Raw genomic sequence first — 6,107 nt, 5'->3', positions numbered from 1 at the left:
TGCAAGCAGACCAAACCGGATTCCACTGCCGCTCGGTACCATCGATTGGTTCTTGCAATGGGCTTGTGCGGCGGACAACTCACCAATCGAATCGTTTCCGCAAACCTCCAGGATACCGGCCGAAGCGCGACCGAGCAACAAACGATTGATCACACCAGCGACGATCGGCGGACAGCGTGACCTGATTTCGTACTCGTACTCGTACTCGTACTCGACTGCAGTAGGGTGCCTCGCCTCGGGCTCAACGAAACCATCAGATTCGGTCGCCATGCAGCGCACCATCGCAACCATTTGGTGCAGCATTGCTTGCATCGCAGCATCGTCCTGGGCGGTGATGCCCTACGTATTCGTCAACGCTGGTGTCGAGTACAAGTACGAGTACCGGGCTGCGCCCTGAGTACGAGTACGATTCTGTGCAAGAACGTTGAAATTCACGGGGTGGCGGGATTTGATCATCCATTTCGAAACGCGCGGCCACCGCCACTCCCGTGCAATTCTCTGGTTCGCCGCGATTATGGTCCAATCCACCGGTCTGCAACACCATCGAGCACCTCCGCAATCCATGGCAGGGCGATTACCGATATACAACAAGTAAATAGCAACGCGAAGTGGGCAAGCCGGTATGGACTAGAGCGAAGTGTTGAATCTCGCGCTAGGCCACCCCAAATCGCACCAGCGACGAGTGACACAGGAATGAAAAGCATGAGTATCCAAGCACAAATTGTCGCGGCAACAAGAACAAGGTCAAGCCCGTTCACAGCACCATACCGGCCAACAAAGAGAAGGAGAGGGAACCCAACAACAGCGCCAAGATTCACGGCGAACAGCAACCTGAAAGCTGACAGTTTGGTCCATACCGTGTGTTGTTGAATCATGGCACAATTGCGATCGCACCGAATCCATTCGGCGAACGGTAGTGATCACGGGGTTGCGGCCAAATGTATCGAACTCATGGAACGGCAGTACCCGCAACTCCCGTTCATCACATGGTTCGTCGAGGCCGCAAATCCGATCGCTGGATGCCTACTTCCGTCAGGTCGCTTTTATGATGTACCGAGGGGGTCTCAAACCTCTAGTTTTGTTTCTGGTCCTACACTCCTATTTCGACACACAAAATTCACCCGATCTCTGGCTTTCTGACAGCTCCAGATCAGGCGAAGAACATTCGGTAAACCCCCACAGTAAATGCGAGAACTGAAAGAATACACAATCCCAAACCGCCAACAAGAAGTATGTAGCCCTTCAATACTGCCCCCCCACCAGCCAATTGACCATTGTCGTTTGCCATCAGCTTTTCAAGCTTTCGCGCCTTCGCTGTCTTTGTGGTAATCGAAGCCTGTCCGCTCGCAATCATTCCAAGGCTAAGAAATCCAACGAAGAGCGACAAACCAATCGTGCCCAGCGGCGAGAGTTGAGCGATCAGAATCATTCTTTGAGTCTCAGGTTAGGGGGAGAAATCTAATTCGACGAACGGATGTGATCAGCGGGCCGCTGCGAACGAGCATCAACTTCAAAAAACACGACTCCGCGACTCCGCGACTCCGTGTCCATCGCGTGGTTACGCCATTCTGTCAGGTTGGCTCACGCGCGTCCTTGAGAGAGCGATGAAGCAGCGAAAAACTCAGTATAGCGAAAGCGACCGTTGTGAAGCACATGCCGACGAGAAGCGGAGTCAATGAAAATGCATGTCCATAAGCCAAGGCGTCATGTTTCGGGTATGAGGGAGATGACGCGATCACTCGATTCATGTAGATGTAGTTGTGGAGCAGCCCTATCACACCGATAAACGCGGGGATAAACGTAAGCGGGATCAAGCACGCTGCGGACGCCGGCGAGCAGGGTCTGCGTAGTTGAGCAAGTGCGACGAGGAGTGCAAACGAGCCCGTTCCATAGATCGCTACTCCGTAAAACCAGCCAAGCGATTCGACCAGCCATCCTGCGATCGAATCAGGCTGGCGGGCACCCATCACGACCATTGTGAAGAAGGCAGCAAAAGCAGCGACCGCGAAGCAAAGCGTGAATAGAGAGATGCGGTTCAAGTTGTTGAGCGTGGGTGTGTCGCGTTCAAATCGCTGGCGCAACGATACGGATCACGCGGTCGCCGCGAGCGATCCTCCACTTCAACAAACACGACTCGGCGACTCGTAGTGCATCCGATTGGTTACCCCGCGTTTTTGCTTCGCACGATACCAACAATCAACCGATACTCCCATCTAGCGTTCGTTGACAACCATCTCAGACCGCTCGGTCTCGTGAAGCCTCTTAAAGAGGTTTACATTGTAGTTGATAAAATGTCGAACGGTTCGTCCGGGCGCTGTAGATGGAATAGGGTCTGTGGTGAACTGAACCTCAATTGGATGCTGTAACCGTAAATAATCTTCTAGAGTTGGAGTTCTAACCGTAGTTTTGAATCCAAAAGCGTGCACCGGTATTGGTGAACCTCCGTCTTCGATTCGCATGTTGAATTGGCTCAGCGCGTCTTGGAGATTTCGATCCCCACCAATCACCCTGGCGTCAGCGATCAAGTCACACAGTGCAGCGGCGTTCCGCGATGGTGTTGTCACAAGAGCAGTTGCAACGGCTGCCACACAAACAGTCGCGAGTAAGGTGCGCACTGTGAATGTCTTGGGAAGCCGTTTTCGCATTGCCTTTCCCTTTCGGATAACGACTCGGTTAACCGGGCCGCGGCCAACCAACGTTGATTTCAGAAACCGCGCGGCCCGCGGCTCCGGTTGTTATGTGCCTTCGTTGAACTGTCCAATTTGTACACGATCCGCGCCCAGTTGACCGAGTGCATCGAGCAGTTCTTCGAACGATTTGACAGGAGCCGTGCCAAGGTCAATCGACACCTGTGAGTAATCGTGCCCATCTTCAGGATCGGACAGAAAGTGAACCCCGCCGAGCAACTCATCATCAGCGGGATCCTTTTCTTGGAACCAACGGATGAACCAGTCGCGAATCGGTGTCCAATCAGCATTGGTTTTCAAGCCGAAGATCCGCAATTGCATCCAATTCCATTGAAACGGCCGCAAGTCAACGTTTAGTCTATTTGCCGGCCAATCAAACGCGATAGATTCGAAGGACAACATTCCTTCAGTGTCGATTCGGAGTGAATCGGACACAGCGCCGTTACGGATTACGAGCAGATCGCCACGCGATGGAAGTGCAAGTTCACCTTCAGTGACGACGTCACCATCTGCATTACAGAATGCGGGCTCATGCGTAACCGTTACGCCGTCAGTGCCGGAGTGCTCGTTGATCGCGTCAATGAAACGACTGACGTAATAGTCCCGGATTTGATCGAGGAATTGTCCAAGCACCGAGGAGTCTCCGGGCACATAACGACCGGCATAACCGGGCCGTCGCGATTGATTTTCCATTAGAAAACGCGCTGTCGGCGGCTCCGCGTTCATGCCTTTGTTACCCGTCGTTTTCGAGGTCGAAGGGGAGGATTCCGTAGTCGATGAGTTTGAAGCCAACTGACGCACCATCAAGGTGACGGAAGGTGGATTTCAAGCTCCGGATGTCATCCAAAGCTATCTTGTAGTTGAAGTAGCAAATTGGAGTAGTCCAACCATGACAGGTCTGACGCGATACGAATGTAGAACCGTGAGGCGAAGTGCAGTTGTTGTGATGCGTGACAACGTCTGCAGGTGACGTGTCGATATACGCCCAACCCTCAAAGTCGGTCAGTGAGAACGCCCGCGAAAGCAGCGCGATCACCTCATCTTCTCTGTCGGTTGAAAACGACAGTTGCGTATGCCAAGCCATTTCGATGTCCCCAAATGGCTCAGCCAAGTTTTGGTTGACGTAATCCCAAAACGTTGTTCCCGTATCGACAGGTTGTTCTTGACCGTAGACGAACTGCAGAACGGTGTTTTGGGGGCCAACCGCGAAAACAGCGTCCAGATCATCGTCTGTTGCGAAGGCGAACGTGTCGCCGGGCATCGATTGTTGCATTGTCGCAAAACGGTCGGCATTCTCGGGCAAGCGGTAGCAGACGTTCTGCGGAGCGCCAACGGTTTCCAGCCACGAACGCACGTCATCGGGTAACGCACGACCACACGCCTTCTCGACCGCAGCGATTTCCGCATCGCTTAGCGGTGTCGAAACGTAGTTGGACAATGTGTCGGATGAGAGCATCGTGTTTAGTCGGGTAACGCCACCGATGACCGAGCGGGGGCAAGTAAACTTTCCATCAGGAAGCGGCCGATCCCCCGCTTCGGTCCATCGGATTGTTACCCCGTCATCCGATGTCAAACAACGATTCCGCGTCATTCAATGCTCTGTCACGATTGAGACGAGTGAACGACTCTTTTTGAATTGGATGATCGAAGTCAGAGAAGCTGATGATCTTAAACCAGATTTTTCCAAAGGACCCGTTCTTGTCGAGTTCGATCATTACGGCAAGTATCTCGGCATACCACGTGTCACGGAACTCATTTCCGTCTTCCGTGAATTCACATGTGTCGGAATCAATTAGCAAGTTATGGTACTTCTCCGAAATCGCGTTAAGCCGTTCGAGAGACCCACCAAAGTCAGACGGAGGCAGATAGCCATCCCACTCCACATGACAGTATCGTCTATCCAACCAAGCCCTCGAACCAGAAACTTCGCCTTTGAGATTCGATTCACGACCAACACAGGTAATGAAATGCATACTCGAAAGGTCTTCTGACGGCTCGATCGCGAATCCATAAATGTCTTGATCCAAGACTAGCGTCGCGAGATGACTCGACAGCTCGTCCCGAAATGATTTCTTCCAGTCGTCTAAGTCTGATCTCAGTTCTGTTTGCATGAAGCTTGGTCCGTGCAGTATTTCGATTTTGCAGGGGTAACTATCTTTTTAACCCCGGGTCAGTTGGGTGATATAGTCGAATTCGACCTTATATCACTCGGTGAGTCCAGTGGTTTGGGTTATATCACTCGGCAACATCGGAGCGACGACGAAAATTTCGGTGTTGGAACTCGAGGAAAAAACGCCGCCCTATCGCGGATTCCTGGTAAACGACCGAACCTGGTTTACGCGGTCGCTACGCACTCGCCCAGCACGGCGGTGGATGCTACAGTGAGAGCCGAAATGGCTACACCTGCGGTCGTCCGTCCGCTGGATTACGGATGCGTGACGGGAGGCGGCCACGAAGGGAGGATGGGGCAGGATTAGAATGATTAAATTGACAGTTGTAAATTGAAGTGGGGGCCGAATGATAACGCGACTGGAAGTCTATCCCACATTGGCAGAGATGCTGGTAACAGGCTAGCAGCCTGTGCTACGTGCACCTTCGGTTACTTGGGTGGCACTCCGCTGAGGTCCACCGCAATAGCGAGAACGGATTATTGGCGATCCCAGTAGCAGTTGCAAGCGAATTCCCTGAGTTTTTCATTCGCCGCCTGAGCAGAAGGATGATGGTGGCCGTTTGCAGGTGGGCTGCCGATGAAGATCGGTGGGTTGGTGGGGCGAGGGGGCCGGTGGAGATTCAAACAAAGCAAGGAGTTTCGGCGGAGGTGGAGATTGCGAGGGAGGGGGAGAGATTGATAAGTGTAAATTTTAAAATGAATGCAGGTTACGGCTGGTCACCAATGGAGGAAATCGTTGAACAGGAGATAAGGGAGGGAACGGTGAAAGCGGTGGCTTGTGACTCTGTTTCCTCTGCTTGCTCCTGTTCAAATAAGTCCGAGCAACCGGCGTTTTTGCTGGCGGCGGAGAGCGGGTTGCTCGGGTGAGATTAGGATTAAGAGTACGATTAAGATTAAGAATTCAGTGCGGTGGGATCTTTGACAAGATCCACTACCGGAGGGTGGGGCTAGTGGGACCGGACGCGGGATTGATGCGCGGGGCGAGGGAGCTGGCGGCGGGGCCCTCACCCGGACGAGGCCTAAAGGGGCCCGTCCGACCTCTCCCGTGCTGCGCACAGGGAGAGGTGGCGGATGGTGGCAGTGACCGGTGATGGACGCTGCGTTTCCTGTCGCCCCTTTCGGGGCTTTTCATGCTCGATTTTTTCGTAACCCACGGCTTAGGCCGTGGGCTGCAGCATGCCGTCCCTGTCGGGACTTGGTGATGCTGGTTGTCGCGATTATTGCTGGCTGCGATTGCTAATCGCTTGCAG

7 protein-coding genes are annotated in these 6,107 nt (G+C 53.3%); 1 reads left to right on the top strand and 6 read right to left on the bottom strand.

The genetic code is table 11. The annotated features are described in order from the left end of the window. From ABX962_RS27420 to ABX962_RS27395, 6 genes are all read right to left on the bottom strand, one after another. A partial coding sequence (locus ABX962_RS27420; protein ID WP_372724197.1) for a hypothetical protein occupies nucleotides 1-312 on the bottom strand: 312 nt, incomplete at its 3' end. Between the two features lie 838 nt (nucleotides 313-1,150). Beyond that, entirely contained in the window at nucleotides 1,151-1,429 is a 279-nt protein-coding gene (locus ABX962_RS27415) for a hypothetical protein (protein ID WP_372724195.1), read from the bottom strand. Nucleotides 1,430-1,571: 142 nt separating this feature from the next. After that, nucleotides 1,572-2,039, bottom strand: a complete 468-nt coding sequence (locus tag ABX962_RS27410) for a hypothetical protein (protein ID WP_372724193.1) — start codon at nucleotides 2,037-2,039, stop codon at nucleotides 1,572-1,574. Between the two features lie 696 nt (nucleotides 2,040-2,735). Continuing rightward, nucleotides 2,736-3,413, bottom strand: a complete 678-nt coding sequence (locus ABX962_RS27405) for a hypothetical protein (protein WP_372724191.1) — start codon at nucleotides 3,411-3,413, stop codon at nucleotides 2,736-2,738. A 7-nt stretch (nucleotides 3,414-3,420) separates the two neighbouring features. Further along, on the bottom strand, nucleotides 3,421-4,143 hold the full coding sequence (locus tag ABX962_RS27400) for a hypothetical protein (protein ID WP_372724189.1): 723 nt from the start codon (nucleotides 4,141-4,143) through the stop codon (nucleotides 3,421-3,423). A gap of 103 nt (nucleotides 4,144-4,246) precedes the next feature. Then, nucleotides 4,247-4,798 (bottom strand): DUF4303 domain-containing protein, encoded by a 552-nt coding sequence (locus tag ABX962_RS27395; protein WP_197453053.1) that lies wholly within the window; start codon nucleotides 4,796-4,798, stop codon nucleotides 4,247-4,249. A gap of 539 nt (nucleotides 4,799-5,337) precedes the next feature. Here ABX962_RS27395 and ABX962_RS27390 point away from each other — a divergent pair. Then, nucleotides 5,338-5,724, top strand: coding sequence for a hypothetical protein (locus ABX962_RS27390; protein WP_372724187.1), 387 nt, complete (start codon nucleotides 5,338-5,340; stop codon nucleotides 5,722-5,724). The last annotated feature ends 383 nt before the right edge of the window (nucleotides 5,725-6,107 follow it).

The sequence above is a fragment of the Novipirellula sp. genome (assembly GCF_041583735.1).
Classification (GTDB): Bacteria; Planctomycetota; Planctomycetia; order Pirellulales; family Pirellulaceae; genus Novipirellula.
Note: the sequence above shows the minus strand (reverse complement) of the source record. Positions and strands in the feature narration are given on the sequence as shown.

Coding starts and splice junctions, on each gene's coding strand:
- ABX962_RS27415 (WP_372724195.1), bottom strand. CDS start 1,429: ATGATTCTGATCGCTCAACTCTCGCCGCTGGGCACGATTGGTTTGTCG.
- ABX962_RS27405 (WP_372724191.1), bottom strand. CDS start 3,413: ATGAACGCGGAGCCGCCGACAGCGCGTTTTCTAATGGAAAATCAATCG.
- ABX962_RS27400 (WP_372724189.1), bottom strand. CDS start 4,143: ATGCTCTCATCCGACACATTGTCCAACTACGTTTCGACACCGCTAAGC.
- ABX962_RS27395 (WP_197453053.1), bottom strand. CDS start 4,798: ATGCAAACAGAACTGAGATCAGACTTAGACGACTGGAAGAAATCATTT.